The following is a 14282-nucleotide window of genomic DNA, read 5'->3' on the forward strand; positions in this document are numbered from 1 at the left end:
GCGTCGATGTTCTGGGCCTGGGCACGAGTGGTCGGCGGGGTGGGTCTGCTCGCCGTCCTGCTGTGGCAGGTGGGCAGCGGCCCGTTCCTCGCCGGGGTGCGGCTGATCGACGTGCCGGCGTTGGCTGCCGCGCTTGTCATCGGGGTGCTCACCACGGTCTGCGCGGCGTGGCGGTGGAGCCTGGTCGCCGGTGGCCTGGGCGTACGGCTGCCGCTGGCGACCGCGGTGGCGCACTGCTACCGGGCGGTCTTCCTCAACGCCACCCTGCCCGGCGGGGTGCTCGGCGACGTGCACCGGGCGGTCCGCCACGGCCGGGACGCCGGTGACGTCAGCCGGGGCATCCGCGCGGTGGTCTGGGAACGTACCGCCGGGCAGGTGGTGCTTGTCGGCGTCGCGCTCGTGGTGCTCGCCGCCTTCCCGTCCCCGGTGCGGTCGTATCTGCCGGTCGCCGCCGCGCTGCTGGTCGCGGCCGGGCTGGTCGCCGTGCTGCTGGCCCGGGCCGTGCCGAACACCGGCCCCTCACGCTGGGCGCGGGCGCTGCGAACCGCGGGAGCGGACGTGCGATCCGGGCTGCTGTCCCGGCGCACCTGGCTCGGCGTGCTGATCGCCTCCGCGGTGATGGTCGCCGGTCACCTGGCCACCTTCCTGGTGGCGGCCCGCACCGCCGGCTCCGACGCCCCGCTGTCGCGGCTGCTGCCGCTGACGCTGCTCGCCCTGCTCGCCATGGGCCTGCCGCTGAACGTCGCCGGCTTCGGCCCCCGGGAGGGGGTGGCCGCCTGGGTGTTCGGCGCGGCCGGCCTCAGCGCGGCCGAGGGCGTCGCCACCGCCACCGTCTACGGTGCGCTGATCCTGGTCGCCAGCCTGCCCGGAGCCGCGGTGCTGCTGGTGCGACGGAACCGACACCCGGTCGCCGCCCGGGAAGCCGCCCCCGTCGGCGGCTGTTGAGTCGGTGGTGAGAAACACGCGTCGCCGCCCGTCGGTGGCGCCGGACAGAGGAGCCCCATGCCCGAATCATTGCCGGTAGCCACGATCCGTACGCAGGTCACGGTGCCGTTGACGTTTCCCGATGGCTACGCCACGACGGTCCGGGTGTTCTCGTTCAAGGGCCTGGTGGACGGCCGGGAGCACCTCGCGCTCGGCCTGGGCGACTGGGCGGGCGCGCTGGACCGGCTCGCCGCCGGGGGAGAGCCGCCGCTGGTCCGCCCGCACAGCGAGTGCCTGACCGGCGACGTGTTCGGCAGCCAACGCTGCGACTGCGGGCCGCAGCTGCGCGAGGCGGTGCAGCGGATCGCCGAGGCCGGTGGTTTCCTGCTCTACCTGCGGCAGGAGGGGCGGGGCATCGGCCTGTACGCCAAGCTCGACGCGTACGCGTTGCAGGACGCCGGGCTGGACACCTATCAGGCGAACGTCGCGCTGGGCCGGGGTGAGGACGAGCGGGACTACACCGCCGCCGCGCAGATGCTGAGCACGCTGGGGGTGCCGCGGATCCGACTGCTGAGCAGCAACCCGGACAAGGCCGTGCAGCTTGCCCGCCTCGGGGTGGACGTCACCGAACAGGTGCCCACGAGCGTCTTCCTGTCGCCGGCCAACGCCGACTACCTGGCTGCCAAGGCCGCCAAGGCGGCGGAGGTCGTCTCGGTCGCGCCCGACCTGCCCGTCGACAAGTGAGTCGCACACCGGCGCCGACGCGGCCGTACGTGCTGCTCAGCTGCGCCACCTCGATCGACGGGTACATCGACGACGCGTCCGACAAGCGGTTGCTGCTGTCCAACGACGACGACCTGGACCGGGTCGACGCGGTGCGGGCCAGCTGCGACGCGATACTGGTCGGCGCCGGCACCGTCCGCCGCGACGATCCCCGGCTGCTGGTGCGTTCCGCGAGCCGTCGGGCCGACCGGGTGGCGTGCGGGCGGCCCGCCTCGCCCACGAAGGTCACCCTGACCGCCCGCGGTGACCTCGACCCGACCGCCCGTTTCTTCACCGCCGGTGACCCCACCCGGCTCGTCTACTGCGCCACGAGCGTGCTGGAGAAGACCGAGGAACGCATCGGTCGACTGGCCACGGTGGTGGACGCGGGGGAGCCGGTCGACCCGGCCTGGCTGCTGACCGACCTGTACGCGCGGGGCGTACGGCGGCTGATGGTGGAGGGCGGCGGGACGGTGCACGCCCAGTTCCTCGCCGCCGGTCTCGCCGACGAGCTGCACCTGGTGGTCGCCCCGTTCTTCGTCGGCGACGGCCGGGCGCCCCGGTTCGTCGGCGAGGGGCGCTTCCCCTGGCACCCGGGCCGGCGCGCCCGGCTGGCCGAGGCCCGCCAGATCGGCGACGTGGTGCTGCTGCGCTACGCCCTGTCCGACCGCTGCACCGAAGGCTGACACCCACCGTCTTGGTTGATCATGAGGTGGACGGGTCATTCGATCTCTGGAGAACCCGCCAACCCCATGATCGCCGGCGGTTGTGGCGTCGGCAGGCGGCGGGCGCCGGGGCCCTCGCGGCCCAACACGTCGCGGGGGTTTGTCAGGTGGCAGGCCCGCAGGGAGAGGCAGCCGCATCCGATGCACGCGCTGAGGTCGTCCCGTAGTGCCCGCAGGTGCGCGATCCTGGCGTCGAGGACGCCGCGCCAGTCGGCGGACAGGCGAGCCCAGTCGTCGCGGGTCGGGGTGCGCTCGCTCGGCAGCCGGTCGAGGGCCTCCCGGATCACCGTGAGCGAGATGCCGACGTGTTGGGAGGCCCGGATGAACGCCACCCGGCGCAACGTGTCGCGGCTGTACCTGCGCTGGTTGCTCGCCGTCCGACTGCTGCGGATCAGGCCCTTGCGCTCGTAGAAGTGCAGCGCGGAGATCGCGACGCCGCTGCGGTCGGCGACCTGGCCGACGGTGAGTTCGTGAAAGGTGGTGCGAGCCCTGGGCATGGGACCAAGCCTAGGGCTTGACCTCAATCGAGGTTGAGGCCAGAGAATCGGCGGCGTCCAGAACCGCGAAGCAGGGAGCACCCTCATGGCACACGTTCTCGTCATCGGCGCCACCGGCAAACAGGGCGGTGCCGTCGCCGACCTGCTGCTCGAGCACGGCCACGACGTCGTCGCCTGCGTGCGGTCGCCCGAGTCGCCCGCCGCGGTGGCGCTGTCCACCGTCGGAGTCCGGCTGGTCACCGGCGACCTGGCCCACCCCGACGGCCTGGCCGAGGCCGCCAAGGGCGTCGACGCGATCTTCGGCCTGTCCGTACCGTTCGGGGCCGGCGGTAGGGACGAGGAGGTCGCCCAGGGCCGCCACCTGGTCGATGTCGCGGCCCGCGCCGACGCGCACCTCGTCTACTCGTCCGTACGCGGCGCCGGCCGGTCGACGCCTACCGACCTCGACCACGCCGACAGCAAGCAGCTCGTCGAGGCGTACCTGCGGGACCAGCAGGTCCGTGCGACGGTCCTCGGGCCGGTGTACTTCATGGAGAACGCGCTGAACGTCGGGTTCAGCCGCCTGACCGACGGTGTCCTGGCCAACCCGCTCACCGCCGGCAAGCCGCTGGACCAGGTGACCGTCCGCGACATCGCCGGCCTCGCGGTACACGCCATCGAGCACCCGGACCTGTTCGTCGGCGAACGGATCGACGTCGCCTCCGACCGGGTCACCGGCGACGAGGCCGCCCGCATCTTCGGCGACGTGCTCGGCCGCGAGATCCCGTACCAGCAGATGCCGTTGGACCAGGTCCGGCAGTGGGCCGGCGACGAGATCGCCGACATGTTCCAGCGGTTCGAGGAGAACACCGACTTCGTCGACATCGACGGGCTGCGCGCCAGGTACCCGGAGGTGACCTGGCACCGCTACGCCGAGTGGGCCCGGACCGTCGACTGGGACCGCGTCCTCGCCAGCCGGCCGAGCTGGCAGTAGTCCGCCTACTGGCGGGGTGGGCGTACCGACAGGTCGTGGTGGAAGACGTTGCGGGGGTCCCACCGCGCCTTGACCTGTTGCAGTCGGGGGTAGTTGGGGCCGTAATACAGGTCGGGCCAGGCCCGGGTCTCGGCGCGGAGGTCGACGTCGGGGTAGTTGATGTACGCGCCGCCCGGGGGCACGCCGCCGGTGTCGGCGTACATGTCCCGGTAGAACTCACGGATCCAGGCCATGCCCCGGGCATCGGCGGCCGGGTCGGACCAGCCCGCGAGGTAGAACAGCAACATCGACGCGTCGCGGTGGGCGGCGGCGGTGGCTGTCGACGGCACGGCGTTTATCGCCCCGCCGTAGGTGTTGAGGCTCAGCGAGCCGGTCAGGAGGTCGGTGTCGGCGCGGGTGAGGTGGCGGTAGGCGACGTGCAACTGCCGGTCGGTCAGGGGAGCGCGATGGAAGGCGGACTTGACCTTCAACCGCCAACCCTTGCCGTCGTCGTCGGCGTGCAGCGTCGCGGCCAGCCACGGGAGCGTCTGCGCGGAGACCGTCGGGGTGACGCCGACGCCGTCGCCGAGCGCCGCCACAAGCTCGTCGAGCAGGTGTCGGCTGCCGTGCGGGACCTGGCCGGTGAGGGTGTGACCACCGGCCTGCGGGCGAAACAGGATCAGCTCGCCGTAGAGGTGTCGTCCCCGCGAGTCGGGCGCGCTGTTGCGGGCGCACCACCTGCCGAAGTTGCCGGCGAGCCGGCAGAAGCCCGCCTCGTCCATGCCGTCCCACGGCCAGGTGACGGTGAAGTCCACCACCCGCGCGGGCGGCGTGGGTAGCGACCGGAACCAGTACCGCGTGACGACGCCGAAGGTACCTCCGCCAGCGCCGGTGTGCGCCCACCACAGGTCGCGGTGCGGATCCGTCGGCTCCCGGGTGGCGACCACCGCACGCGCGGTGCCGCCGCGGTCCACGACGACCACCTCGATCGCGTACAGGTGGTCGGCCGCGAGCCCGTGCAGGCGGGAGAGACGACCGTAGCCGCCGCCCGCGACGTGGCCACCGACGCCCACACCCGGGCACGAGCCACCCGGGATGGTCACTCCCCAACCAAGGAAGAGCCTGCGGTACGCCTCGCCGAGCGTGGCGCCCGCCTCGACGGCGAAGCCGTACCGCCGCGGGTCGTGATAGACCTCGGTCAGGCCCGACATGTCGATCACCATCCGGACCGCCGGGTCGTCCACGAACCCCTCGAAGCCGTGTCCGCCGCCGCGTACCGCCACCCGTCGGCCGGTGCGGACCGCGTCCTGCACGGCGGCGACGACCTGGTCGGTGGCGCCGACCACGCGCACCTCGTCAGGTGTGCCCACGAACCGTCGATTGCCGCGACGGACGAGGTCCGCGTACCGAGGGTCGTCCGGCAGCACCCGGACCGGGCCGAGTGGGGGCGGACAATCCGGCGGCGGGGCGGCGGAGGCCGGGGACGGATAGAGGACGGCCGCGGACGCGACCGCGCCGGCGCGGAGCAGATCCCTGCGACTGGGCTGGTTCATGCCGATGATCCTGAGGTCCGGGGTGGACGGCGGGCAGTACTTTCGTCACACCGTATGCCGTGACGAAACTGGGGGTGGCCGTGCTCACCGGCCAGTGTGTCGAGTGCGAGGCCGACCTGCCCGGCGGCTCCGGCCGGGGGCGCCCCCGCCGCTACTGCTCGCGCGGCTGCCAGGCCCGCGCGTACCGCAGGCGTCGCGACCACGGTCCCGCCGCGCTCTCGCGTCGCGTCCCCGAGTTGCCCGCCCCCAGCGGCGGCGATCCCCGCGACCGGCTGGTCGGCCTCGCCGTCGAGCTGGCCGACTCCGGGGGCCTCGACGCGGTGTCCATGCGGGTGCTCGGCCAGCGCGCCGCGATGCCCGTCCACTCCCTGTACCGGCACGTCCGCAACCGGGGCGAACTGCTCGCCGCGATGGCCGAGCGCATCACCGCCGCGCGGATGCCCGGCGACGCGCCATCGCACGACGACCCGCGCCACCAGCTCGAACAGCTGGCCCGGGACGAGTGGACGATGTACCGGCGTCATCCCTGGCTGCTCGCCGTCCTCGCCACCGACCGGCCACCGACCGGCCCGGCCGTCCTGGCCATGGTCGACAGTTTCGTGGCGGCGTTCACAAGCGCCGGCTACGACCCCGCCGAGGCGTTCCGCTCCTACCTGGTGCTCAGCGGTTACATCCAGGGCATGGCCCTGCTCATCCGGCGAGATCCGACCGACACCACATACCCCGCCTGGTGGTCGGCGACCCGCATCAGGCTGGAGCGGACCGGCCGCACGCAGCGGCGACCCTGGCTGGTCGCGGCCGGACAGAGCAGCCCCGACACGGCCCTCGACACCTGGTTCCAGTTCGGCCTGCGCCGGCTGCTCGACGGCCTGCTGTCCGGCCCGGCCCGATAGGGTGGCCGGCGTGCCGCGACTCGTGCAGATCACCCCGGACAACGTGGAAGCCGCCTGTCGGGTGAGCGTGCGACCGGACCAGGAGAGGTTCTCGTCTCCGGTCGCCTGGTCTCTCGCCGAGGCGTACGCGCAACCCGACATCGCGTGGCCACGGCTGATCGTCGAGGGTGACGAGATCGTCGGCTTCCTGATGGGCTTCTTCGACATCGTGTGGGACCCGGCCCGTCCGGACGACAGGCGCTCGGGCCTGTGGCGGCTGAACATCGCCGCCGAGCAGCAGGGTCGCGGGTACGGCCGCTTCGCGGTGCGGGCCGTCTGCGCCGAGGCGCGCGAACGCGGGCACGACCGCGTGTTCACGACGTGGGAACCGGGGGCGGACGGCCCGGAGCGGTTCTACCTCAAGCTCGACTTCCGCCCCACCGGGGAAACCAGCGGCGGGGAGGTCGTCGGGGTACGGCACCTGACCGACTGATCAGCGGGGCGGCGGGGCCTGCGTACGATGCGGGGTCGAGTTCCCCTCGTCGCGGCGGAGGTATCGGGTAGATGGCAGGCCAGCACGAGGGTTTCGCCCTCGGCGTCGACCTCGGTACGTCAAACACGGTAGCGGTGCTGCGCTGGCCCGACGGGCGGACCCGCCCGCTGTTGATGGACGGTCAACCGCTCAGCCCCTCCGCCGTGTACGCCGACCCGGACGGCACCCTGCACACCGGGTGGGACGCCCGGCGGTTGGCACAGACGGACCCGGCCCGGTTCGAGGCGAACCCGAAGCGTCGGGTGGACGAGCCGACAGTTGTGCTCGGCGACCGCTCGTACCCGCCGGCCGACCTGCTCGCCGCGGTGCTGGCGGCGGTCGCGCGGGCCGCGGTGGGCGCCGTGGGGTTCCTGCCCCCGGCCGTGCTGACCTGCCCGGCCGCCTGGGACGAGACGCGGCGGCAGGTGCTCGCCGACGCCCTGCTGCTGGCGGGCTGGCCGCAGGTAGCCGAGCACACCCTGGCCGGGCCGACACCGCCGGGCACCCGGCTGTTGCGCGAACCGGTGGCCGCCGCCCGTTACTACACGCAGGTGCTGCATCGTCCGGTGCCGGTCGGCGACGCGATCGCGGTGTTCGACTTCGGCGGCGGGACGCTGGACGTGGCGGTGCTGCGCAACGAGGGCGCGGACCCGTGGGGTGACTCCGGCTTCAGCGTGGTCGCCGACGGTGGCCTGCCGGACCTGGGCGGCCTGGACCTCGACGCCGCGTTGGTGCAGCGGGTCGGCGAGCTGCTCGGGGAACGGCACGCCGCGCAGTGGGCCCGGCTGATCCGGCCGGAGGACCCGGCGCAGCGCCGCGACCAGGTGCGGCTCTGGGACGAGGTACGAGGTGCGAAGGAGACGCTGTCCCGCTCGACGGTGGCGCCCGTCGCGGTGCCGGGGGTGGCCGAAGCCGTCCAGCTCACCCGGGCCGACGTCGAACGGGTGGCCACGCCGCTGCTGCGCCGCGCGGTGGACCGGGCCCGGGAGGTGATCGCCGCCGCCGGGCTCAGCCCCGACCAACTCGCCGGGTTGTTCCTCGTCGGTGGCTCGTCGCGGATCCCCCTGGTGGCCCGGATGCTGCACACCGAACTGGGGGTCGCGCCGACGGTGCTCGACCAGCCCGAGTTGCCGGTGGCCGAGGGCGCGCTGACCGACCTCCCGCTGCGCCGGCCGCTGCCGGCGTACGCCGGGCCGCAGCTCGCCCCGCCCGCACCGGCTCCGGTGAGTCCGCCCGCGCCGGGGGCCGGGCCGGCCGTACCGGCGCAGCCCTGGCCGGGCTCGCCCGCCCCGGAGGCTCCGGGGCGGGCGGGTCCCCCCGCGCCGCCAGCGGGTCCGCCCGCACCGGGCTGGGCGGGTGCCGCGCCGGCGGGTCCACTCGGCGCGACGCGCTGGCGGCGGGCGCGCTGGGTGGTGCTGGGCGCGGTGCTGGCCCTGCTCGGGGTGGGCGCCGCCGCGACGCTGTACCTGACCCGGGACCGCTACCCCGATCTGGAGTTCGCGGCGCTGCGCGAACTGTCCCGGCCGAAGGCCGGCGGCGAGCGACCGGCCGGCATGTGGACGGCGGTGCTCGGCGACCGGGCCTACCTCGGGTTCCCGTTGCCGGACGACCGGCTGGAGGTGGTGGCCGTCGACACCGGCACCGGCGACGAGCTGTGGCGCAGGGCGACCGACGTGCGGGCCGACGACTGGGAGGCCATCATCGCCGTCCCCGGGGCGGTCGTGGTCCTCGCCGACGCACCCGGCGACAGCACGCCGCGCCCGCTGGCTGTCCTGGACGGTCGTTCGGGCGCCCAGCGCTGGCAGCGCACGGTCCGCGGTGACGACGACATCTACGTCGCCGACGACACGGCGGTGCTTGTCGATCGTGGCGCGGCCCAACTGGTCGGCCTGCGCCTGAGCAACGGCGCCCAGAAGTGGACCAAGCCGAACCCCCGCGACCAGTACGACGGCAGCCGCACCGTGGTCCGGCCGGTGGGCAGCGACGAGGCGGCGGGCGGACCGGCCTTCTTCGACGGCATGCCCCGCAACCCGTGGACGGGCAAGGGGCGACGACTCGTCCAGGTGGGTGCGGACCGGTCCGTGCGGCTGCTCGACCTGGCATCCGGCGCCGTGCTGCGCCAGTGGGGCAACGTCGCCGACCTCGACGATCTGGTGGTCGCCCACGAGGACCGCCTGTTCGTGGCCGCCAGCGAGGGTGGGTACCAGCTCCTGGCGTACGACCTGGGGTCCGACGCGGAACCTGTGGTGCTCTACCGCTCCGGGAACGACGAGCAGCGCGCGAAGGCACTCGTGGCGTGCGGCGAGCGGCGGGCCTGCCTGTTGCAGGTGCCGAACAACGACGCCCAGCGCACCGAGGTGGTGGCGGCCACCGAGGGCGAACAGGCGGCGCACTGGCCCGCGCCGGGCGTGACCGACCTGGTGCCGGTGGGGGAGCAACTGCTCGCCCAGCGGGAGTACCCGGAGCCGGCGGTCACCCTCTTCGACGCCGCCGGCGAGCCGGTGTTGCGGGCCCGGGGCGGTGTGGGGGTCCGGCTGGACGAGGGCAACCTGCTGGTCTTCGCCAAGGCGCCCAGCACGTTCGCGGACAACCGTGTGCTCGCCGGGGTGTGGACCGAATCCGGTGAGGTCGACGAGTTGGGCGAGCTGAAGGACGTCCGCAGCGCGTCCTGCTCGTGGAACACCCACGTGATCGCCTGCGGCGCGGAGAAGGACTTCGTCCTCTACCGCTTCACCAAGGACTGAACCCACCCGTGCGGAGCTGACCTCGTACGATGCTCCGGTGAATCTTCGGGGTACGGTCCGCGCCGATCGGCCGCTCGTGGTGCTCGCCGTCGGGGAGGAGGCCCGTTACCTCCCTCCCGAGCTGCCGGTGCTGCTGACCGGCATGGGCAAGGTGAACGCCGCCAGCGCGGTGGCCGCGGTGCTGGCGGCCGGGCCGCGCCCCGCCCTGCTGCTCAACCTGGGTACGGCGGGCGCGTTGCGCCCCGGGTGGGCCGGCATCCACGAGGTCGCCACCGTGCTCCAGCACGATCTGGACACCGACCTGCTGCGCACGCTCACCGGCGATACCTACGGGGCGCCGCTGACCCTGGCCGCCGAGGGCGCGGTGCTGGCCACCGGTGACACGTTCGTGGCCGACGACGCGGCGCGGGACCGGTTGGCGCAGCGCGCCGACCTGGTCGACATGGAGGGGTACGCGGTGGCGTGGGCCGCCGCGCAGGCGGGTGTGCCCTGCCGACTTGTCAAGCAGGTGAGCGACGAGGCGGGGGACGGCGCGGCGCGCACCTGGCGGGAGTCGGTGGACGCGTGCGCCCGGGACCTCGCCGAGTGGGCCGGCCAGCGCTTCGGCTGACCCTCAGTCGTCGGGTTGCCGTACCCGCAGACCCGGCGTGGTCTCCCGGGCCGCCCCCGGTATCAGGATGTGCGCGGCCAGCGCGAGCGCCACGGCCGTGGTGACAAGCAGCGGCGGCCACCGGCCGGCCCAGGGCAGCGTCAGCAGCGGCAGGGGGAGGCAGAGCATTCGCCGCCACGGCACGACCATGGACACCAGCAGGGTGAACAGGACGCGGCCGAGCACGAACAGCGCCGGGCCACCCAGGATCAGAAGGAGCCACCCCACCGGTGTCCTGCCGGTCGGCCGCGTGACGACCAGGTCGAACGAGGCCGCCGTGGCGACCACACCGGCCAGCATCACCAGATGGGTGTACGGGGCTACCCGCGCCGGACGGCCCGCCCGCGCCCCGGCCTCCAGCAACTCGCCGGCCCGGAAGACGTAGACCTGCCACAGCAGCAGCATGATGGCGAACGCGCAGAACAGCGCGGCGACCCGGAGTCCGGCGAACTCGCCCCGGCTGACCTGCAGGGTGGGCACCAGGATGATGTCGCCGAGGGCCAGGATGACGAACTGTTGATACCGCTCGCCCAGGTGCGCCGTGGTCCGTTCGTACTGGTCGAAGGGCACCCGGCCCAGCCAGGGCGTGGGATAGCGCGCCGCCGCGGCGACCAGGTCGATCGTGACGGCGACGACCCAGAGGGTCCAGTTCACCGTGCCGGACAGCGCGCCGGTGATCCAGAAGACGCCGGACACCAGGAACCAGAACAGGAACCGGGTGGCGCGGATCATGGCCGACCGGTGTCGCTGCTGGTGCAACCTCGTGATCAGGATGATGCCGCGAATCACGTGCGTGCCGACGTACGCCATGGCGAAGACCAGCGCGTGCCCACTGGTGATCTTCGGCAGCGACGCGCCCATCCCCACCGCCCCGACCATGGCGACCATCAGGATGACCTGGATCGGGCGCTGCTGCGGGTCGTAGAACTCGGTGGTGGTGGAGGTGACCGACCAGGTCCACCAGATCGCCGTCAGCATCAGCAGCACCGTCGCCGCGCCGGACCAGGTGTGGCGTCCCGCGAGCAGCGTCGAGGTCAGCGCGAGGGAGGCCACGAAGACCACGTCGAACAGCAATTCCAGCAGCGTGGCCCGGGTCGACCCGTCCGGCCGGCGTACGAGTGCCGCGGTGCCTCCGGTGGTCATGCCCGGCCTCCCGCCGTGTCTTCGGAGAATTATCGGCGGCCCCGGCGCGGACGTCCCCGGATCGGCGATTCCCGCCGGTCGGGGAGGAGGGCGGCGTGTTGGGCCGGCCCGTACCTCGCCCGAGGTCAGCCGTCCTCGGTCCGCCGGACGTTCAACCCGGGCGCGGTCTCCCGGTCGCCGGCGGGGACGAAGATGTGACCGGCCAGCGCGAGCGCCACGACGGCGGCGACCAGCAGCGGCGGCCAGCCGCCGGCCCACGGCAGCACCAGCAGTGGCGTGAGCTGCCAGGCCACTCGCCGCCACGGCACGACCCAGGACACCAGCAGGGCGAACAGGACGCGACCGAGCGCGAACAGCGTCGGGCCGCCGAGGATCAACACGAGCCACCGCACAGGTGTCGTCCCGGTCGGATGGTGAACGACCAGCGACTCACGTGCGTGCCGACGTACGAGATCACGAAGAGCAGCAGGTGCGCGACACTGACCATCGGCAGCGCTACCGCCATCCCCACCGGACCGACCATGGCGATCATCAGGACGGCCTGGATCGGGCGCTGCCGCGGGTTGTAGAACTCGGTGGTGGTCGCGGTGAGCGACCAGGTCCACCAGATGGCCGTCAGCATCAGCAGCACCTTGGCGCTGCCGGACCAGGTGTGCTCCTCGGTCAACAGTGTCGACAGCAGCGCGAGGGCGGCCACGAAGACCACGTCGAAGAGCAACTCCAGCAGCGTGGCCCGGGTCGACCCCTCCATCCGGCGTACCAGCGCCGCATCTTCTCCGGTGGTCATGCCCGGCCTCCCGCCGTGTTTCCGAGGATTATCGGCGGCGTCGGCGGGGCCCGTCCGCGGATCGGCGATTCCGCACCGGCCCGAGGTTGCCACGGCGTCGGACCCGGGGCGATGCTTAGGGGCATCCATCATGCTCGATCCTCGCGGAGGTTCGGATGCGCCGCTCCCCGCTCGTCGCCCTCGTCCTGACCACCCTCCTGCTCGTCGCGCCCAGCACGGCGCGCGCCGCCGCCCCGGACCGGGCCGCCGACGCGGCGGCCACGCTCGCCGGGGTACGCACCGCGGGCACCGCCTGGGGCCTCGACCCCGCCACCGGCCGGATGACCCTCACCGTCGACGACACCGTGGCCCCCGCCGAGTTGGCGACGCTGCGGGCGACCGCCGACCGGGCCGGCGTGCTGCTGCGCCGCGAACCCGGAACGTTGCGCCCGCTGATCGCCGCCGGCCAGGGCATCTACGGCGGTGGGGCGCGCTGCTCGCTCGGCGCGAACGCGCGCAGTGGCAGCACCTACTACGTGATCACCGCCGGGCACTGCACCACCGCCGCCGCCACCTGGTACGCCGACAGCGCCCAGACCACGGTGCTCGGCACCCGGACCGCCACCAGCTATCCCACGAACGACTACGGGCTGATCCGCTACACCGGCCGGATCGCCCATCCCAGCGCGGTCTACACCTACCCCGGTCTGCTGACCATCCAACGGCCCGGCACCGCGTACGTCGGGCAGGCGGTCTGTCGCAGCGGCGTCACCACAGGCGTGCGGTGCGGCACCGTCACCGGCCTCAACCAGACAGTCAACTACGCCACCGGCGTGATCTACGGCCTGATCCGCACCAACATCTGCGCCGAGCCGGGCGACAGCGGCGGACCGCTCTACGTGGCATCGACAGGCACCATTCTCGGCATCCTCTCCGGTGGCAGCGGCAACTGCACCGCCGGCGGCACCACCTACTACCAGCCGATCGGGGAGGTACTGGCCGCGTACGGGTTGACGGTGCCCTGATCGTCGAGGTGTGACGTATGACGGGTTGCCCGTCTCGCGCCCGAACACCTAGGCTCGGCGGCGCCCAGGATCCCCGCCGCGAGGACGTGTGCCCCGATGCCGACCGACTCCCCACCCGACGACGCGACCGTCCCGGCGGGCCCCGCGCCGATCGAGGTGGCCGCGGTCGGGGAGACGATGGTGGTGCTCTGCCCCGCGCCCGGTGAGCCGTTGGAACACGCCGGACAGGTCGCCGTCTCGGTCGGCGGCGCCGAGTCCAACGTGGCCGGCTACCTGGCCCGGCTGGGGCACCGGGCGGCCTGGGTGAGCCGGGTCGGCGACGACCCCTTCGGCCGGGCCGTCGTCCGGCACGTCGCCGCGACAGGCGTCCGCGTCGACCACGTCAGCGTGGACCCGACCGCCCCCACCGGCCTCTACGTCAAGGACCCGGGCCCGGAGGGCACCGCCGTGCACTACTACCGGGCGGGGTCGGCGGCCTCCCGGATGGATCCCGGCACGCTGGCCGCGCCGGGTCTGGCCGGCGCCGGTGTGCTGCACCTGTCCGGGATCACGCCGGTGCTCTCCGCCTCCTGCCGGGCGCTTGTCGAGCACGCCGTGGCGGACCGTCCACTGGCCGGTGCCCTGATCAGCTTCGACGTCAACCACCGGGGCCGGTTGTGGCCCGCCGAGCAGGCCGCTGGGGTGCTGCGCGACCTGGCCGACCGCAGCGACCTGGTCTTCGTCGGTCAGGACGAGGCGGAGACGCTGTGGGGCACCGCCGACCCGGCGGCCGTACGCCGGCTGTTGCCCGGACCGGAGACGGTGGTGGTCAAGGACGGCGCGGTGGGTGCCACCGCGCTGCGCCGAGACGCCGAGCCGGTCTTCGTCCGCGCGCCCCTGGTGACGGTCGTGGAACCGGTCGGCGCCGGAGACGCCTTCGCGGCCGGCTACCTGGCGGGGCTGCTGCGCGGCCTCGACCCCGTGCGACGCCTGCGCCTCGGGCACCTCGTCGCCGCGCAGGCGTTGACCAGCAGCGGCGACAACGCCCCGGTCCCGCCGTGGGCCTGGTTCGAGCGGCTGATCGACGCCCCCGTCGAGGCCTGGTCGCCGCTCGACCTGACCGGCGCGCTGGCGGCGGCCTGAGACGCGCCCTCGGGTC

Annotated in this window: 15 protein-coding genes; 10 read left to right on the forward strand and 5 right to left on the reverse strand. The window is 73.6% G+C overall.

Features of this window, described 5'->3' with window-relative positions:
• Nucleotides 1–6: 6 nt before the first annotated feature.
• Genes ACLQ29_RS19970 through ACLQ29_RS19980 form a run of 3 tightly spaced genes read left to right on the forward strand, consistent with a single transcriptional unit; the run spans nt 7 to nt 2372 of the window.
• Nucleotides 7–945, forward strand: coding sequence for a lysylphosphatidylglycerol synthase transmembrane domain-containing protein (locus ACLQ29_RS19970; protein WP_425773005.1), 939 nt, complete (start codon nt 7–9; stop codon nt 943–945).
• A gap of 57 nt (nt 946–1002) precedes the next feature.
• Complete coding sequence (locus tag ACLQ29_RS19975) at nt 1003–1668, forward strand: GTP cyclohydrolase II (RefSeq protein WP_425773006.1); 666 nt, start codon at nt 1003–1005, stop codon at nt 1666–1668.
• Nucleotides 1665–2372 (forward strand): RibD family protein, encoded by a 708-nt coding sequence (locus tag ACLQ29_RS19980; protein WP_425773007.1) that lies wholly within the window; start codon nt 1665–1667, stop codon nt 2370–2372. The genes ACLQ29_RS19975 and ACLQ29_RS19980 overlap by 4 nt, the downstream gene beginning before the upstream one ends.
• A gap of 35 nt (nt 2373–2407) precedes the next feature.
• On the opposite strand, the gene soxR is transcribed toward ACLQ29_RS19980, so the two are convergent.
• Nucleotides 2408–2908 carry a redox-sensitive transcriptional activator SoxR gene (soxR, locus tag ACLQ29_RS19985; protein WP_425773008.1) on the reverse strand — a complete coding sequence of 167 codons (501 nt, stop codon included), beginning with the start codon at nt 2906–2908 and terminating at the stop codon, nt 2408–2410.
• Nucleotides 2909–2993: 85 nt separating this feature from the next.
• Here soxR and ACLQ29_RS19990 point away from each other — a divergent pair, with 85 nt between their 5' ends.
• The gene (locus tag ACLQ29_RS19990) at nt 2994–3881 is read left to right on the forward strand and encodes an NmrA/HSCARG family protein (RefSeq protein WP_425773009.1); all 888 of its coding nucleotides are present in this window, start codon (nt 2994–2996) and stop codon (nt 3879–3881) included.
• A gap of 5 nt (nt 3882–3886) precedes the next feature.
• Here ACLQ29_RS19990 and ACLQ29_RS19995 read toward each other — a convergent pair whose 3' ends face one another.
• Nucleotides 3887–5413, reverse strand: coding sequence for an FAD-binding oxidoreductase (locus ACLQ29_RS19995; protein ID WP_425773010.1), 1527 nt, complete (start codon nt 5411–5413; stop codon nt 3887–3889).
• Nucleotides 5414–5472: 59 nt separating this feature from the next.
• On the opposite strand from ACLQ29_RS19995, the gene ACLQ29_RS20000 reads away from it, so the two are divergent.
• The 4 genes from ACLQ29_RS20000 (at nt 5473) to ACLQ29_RS20015 (ending at nt 10171) form a co-directional block, all read left to right on the forward strand.
• Nucleotides 5473–6306, forward strand: coding sequence for a TetR/AcrR family transcriptional regulator (locus ACLQ29_RS20000; RefSeq protein WP_425773011.1), 834 nt, complete (start codon nt 5473–5475; stop codon nt 6304–6306).
• A 10-nt stretch (nt 6307–6316) separates the two neighbouring features.
• Nucleotides 6317–6778 carry a GNAT family N-acetyltransferase gene (locus tag ACLQ29_RS20005; RefSeq protein WP_425773012.1) on the forward strand — a complete coding sequence of 154 codons (462 nt, stop codon included), beginning with the start codon at nt 6317–6319 and terminating at the stop codon, nt 6776–6778.
• 71 nt (nt 6779–6849) lie between these two features.
• Nucleotides 6850–9561 (forward strand): Hsp70 family protein, encoded by a 2712-nt coding sequence (locus ACLQ29_RS20010; protein ID WP_425773013.1) that lies wholly within the window; start codon nt 6850–6852, stop codon nt 9559–9561.
• Between the two features lie 37 nt (nt 9562–9598).
• The gene (locus tag ACLQ29_RS20015) at nt 9599–10171 is read left to right on the forward strand and encodes a nucleosidase (RefSeq protein ID WP_425773014.1); all 573 of its coding nucleotides are present in this window, start codon (nt 9599–9601) and stop codon (nt 10169–10171) included.
• Nucleotides 10172–10174: 3 nt separating this feature from the next.
• On the opposite strand, the gene ACLQ29_RS20020 is transcribed toward ACLQ29_RS20015, so the two are convergent.
• The 3 genes from ACLQ29_RS20020 to ACLQ29_RS20030 form a co-directional block, all read right to left on the reverse strand.
• Nucleotides 10175–11353 (reverse strand): low temperature requirement protein A, encoded by a 1179-nt coding sequence (locus ACLQ29_RS20020; protein ID WP_425773015.1) that lies wholly within the window; start codon nt 11351–11353, stop codon nt 10175–10177.
• Between the two features lie 125 nt (nt 11354–11478).
• Entirely contained in the window at nt 11479–11745 is a 267-nt protein-coding gene (locus ACLQ29_RS20025; protein ID WP_425773016.1) for a hypothetical protein, read from the reverse strand.
• Entirely contained in the window at nt 11727–12140 is a 414-nt protein-coding gene (locus ACLQ29_RS20030; RefSeq protein ID WP_425773017.1) for a low temperature requirement protein A, read from the reverse strand. The genes ACLQ29_RS20025 and ACLQ29_RS20030 overlap by 19 nt, the downstream gene beginning before the upstream one ends.
• 155 nt (nt 12141–12295) lie before the next feature.
• Between ACLQ29_RS20030 and ACLQ29_RS20035 the strand changes: the two genes are divergently transcribed.
• Both ACLQ29_RS20035 and ACLQ29_RS20040 read left to right on the forward strand, forming a co-directional pair.
• Nucleotides 12296–13144 carry a S1 family peptidase gene (locus tag ACLQ29_RS20035; protein WP_393371176.1) on the forward strand — a complete coding sequence of 283 codons (849 nt, stop codon included), beginning with the start codon at nt 12296–12298 and terminating at the stop codon, nt 13142–13144.
• 96 nt (nt 13145–13240) lie between these two features.
• Nucleotides 13241–14266, forward strand: coding sequence for a sugar kinase (locus tag ACLQ29_RS20040; RefSeq protein ID WP_425773018.1), 1026 nt, complete (start codon nt 13241–13243; stop codon nt 14264–14266).
• Nucleotides 14267–14282: the final 16 nt, after the last annotated feature.

The sequence above is a fragment of the Micromonospora sp. DT228 genome (assembly GCF_049841595.1).
In the GTDB taxonomy this organism is placed as follows: Bacteria; Actinomycetota; Actinomycetes; order Mycobacteriales; family Micromonosporaceae; genus Micromonospora.